The organism is Clostridiales bacterium (genome assembly GCA_017961515.1).
In the GTDB taxonomy this organism is placed as follows: domain Bacteria; phylum Bacillota; class Clostridia; order Acetivibrionales; family RGIG10202; genus RGIG10202.
The window spans coordinates 1-1,873 of record JAGCXC010000057.1; the positions used below are offsets into that span (position 1 = coordinate 1).

General features: G+C 32.5%; 2 protein-coding genes and 1 tRNA gene. 1 reads left to right on the forward strand and 2 read right to left on the reverse strand.

The genetic code is table 11. The features are described from left to right. Window positions 1–399 precede the first annotated feature (399 nt). Window positions 400–473: transfer RNA gene (locus J6Y29_04125), tRNA-Trp, on the reverse strand. A 118-nt stretch (window positions 474–591) separates the two neighbouring features. Here J6Y29_04125 and J6Y29_04130 point away from each other — a divergent pair. After that, complete coding sequence (locus J6Y29_04130) at window positions 592–1,314, forward strand: hypothetical protein (protein MBP5427059.1); 723 nt, start codon at window positions 592–594, stop codon at window positions 1,312–1,314. Here the strand turns inward: J6Y29_04130 and J6Y29_04135 are convergent. Beyond that, window positions 1,295–1,750 (reverse strand): 8-oxo-dGTP diphosphatase, encoded by a 456-nt coding sequence (locus J6Y29_04135; GenBank protein MBP5427060.1) that lies wholly within the window; start codon window positions 1,748–1,750, stop codon window positions 1,295–1,297. The two genes, J6Y29_04130 and J6Y29_04135, sit on opposite strands and share 20 nt — an antisense overlap. Window positions 1,751–1,873 lie beyond the last annotated feature (123 nt).

Below are 1,873 nucleotides of genomic sequence, written 5' to 3' on the forward strand. Positions count from 1 at the left end.
CTGCCTCAAACTTTTTGACTCCGTACTTACGGAAACTGACAATCACTCTATCTCCGATACAATACTTGCAAATTCTTGTCCTGTCTTGGGAGATTTTAATTCTTGGTTCTTTTGTACTCATTTAAATCGTACCTTCTTTCTACTATTATACTGCCGCAATAGAAATATTTCGTCAGCAACCTTTTTAATTATTTGTATCAATGTATTGTTCAGGTAGTTCGAATCCCCTCGGTGCCTTCGGTTTTTATCCCTTTATCTAACCTCCAACAAGAATCGTAGTACAGAGTTCGAATCCTGTTGGGTGCCTTCAACTACTCAAGACCACCATTTTAGAGGCAAAAATGCCCCTTTTAGGCAATAAAAAAGCCCTAATAATGTATTAGAGCAATTTTACAAAGATGGCAGGGGTGGTAGGAATTGAACCCACGTCAATGGTTTTGGAGACCACTGTACTACCATTGTACTACACCCCTAAGTGCTCAAATATTATTACACTAATTAAAAAATATTTCCACACAAATATAATTCTTGTTTTTCTAGCGTAATTTTAAATAAATACTATTTTAAATTAGCGTGTTGTAAGATATTTTCATGGCAAAGAAAAATAAAGTGTTGTTATTGATTATTTCGATTTTTGTTTTTCTTCAAGCAGTGTTAAATATATTTTTAGTCCTTGAAGAATTTAAAGATTGGTTCAGTAGTGATTTAAGCGACTGTATTAAATATGTAAGCGTTATCGTATGCTTTATAATGTCGACTATTTCTTTAACTACAAAAAAAGGCCATTTTATAATACTTGGATTAGCTTTTACTCTTATCGCTGATTATTTCCTTTTAATTCTAGATGACTACTACATCATTGGATTAAGCGCTTTTATTTTTACGCAAACAATGTACTTTTTATACATTCAACCAAAACATTGGAAAGTATCTTTAATTTTTAGATTCGGTCTTTTTGGAATTATGGCATTAGTGCTTCCGCTCGCTTTGAAAATAACAGAAGCGAGTGCATTCTTAGCAGCGTTTTACTTTATAAATTTGGTCACAAATGCTGTAGATGCATACGCTAGCAAAGATAAGGGGTTATTAATGCTAGCTATTGGGCTTACTTTCTTTATTGGATGTGATATCTTTGTGTGTCTTTATAACTTAAAAAAATATATCGATTTACCTACTGATTCAATTAAAGCTATAAGAAAAATAGGTTTTATTGGAACATGGATTTGCTACATTCCTTCACAAACCTTAATTGCTATTTCTCCGCTTTTTAAAGATAAGTACGAGTCTATAAGTACTAAGCAGTACGAAGAGTAGATACTAATTTATCGTTCTTATAAGTTAGAGTCATTTCAAAATAATCATCTGAGTTTTCCATTAAATCTAGGAATGCTTTATCGCCTTCCCAAAGTGTTAAATCGAAAATCTTATTTTTATCAACCCAACTTAAATCACCTTCATCACAGTTTTCTCTCAACTCACCAATAAAGTCTTTTGATGTGAATAAATGAATAATTTCTCTATAGTTATCGTTAACAAATAGTAATTTTGCTCTGTAATTGTATGACTTTAATATGAGAGATGTTTCCTCTCTAACCTCCCTGACTAAGGCTTGACCCTTAGTTTCATCTTCTTCAATACGGCCACCAACACCAATATATTTGCCGAAATTAGGATCATGCTGTTTTTTATTTCTGAACATCATTAGATATTTATTATCTTTTTCTAAATAGATAAGTACTGTTTCTTCCATATTGATCGTATTATTCAGTCGAGCCTAGTTTGATGGCTGAATAACTTCTCCTTTCTAGGCTATAATTTTATATGCTGTGCACCTGTATTTCATGTTTGCCACTAGATGGCTCGGGGTATTTTC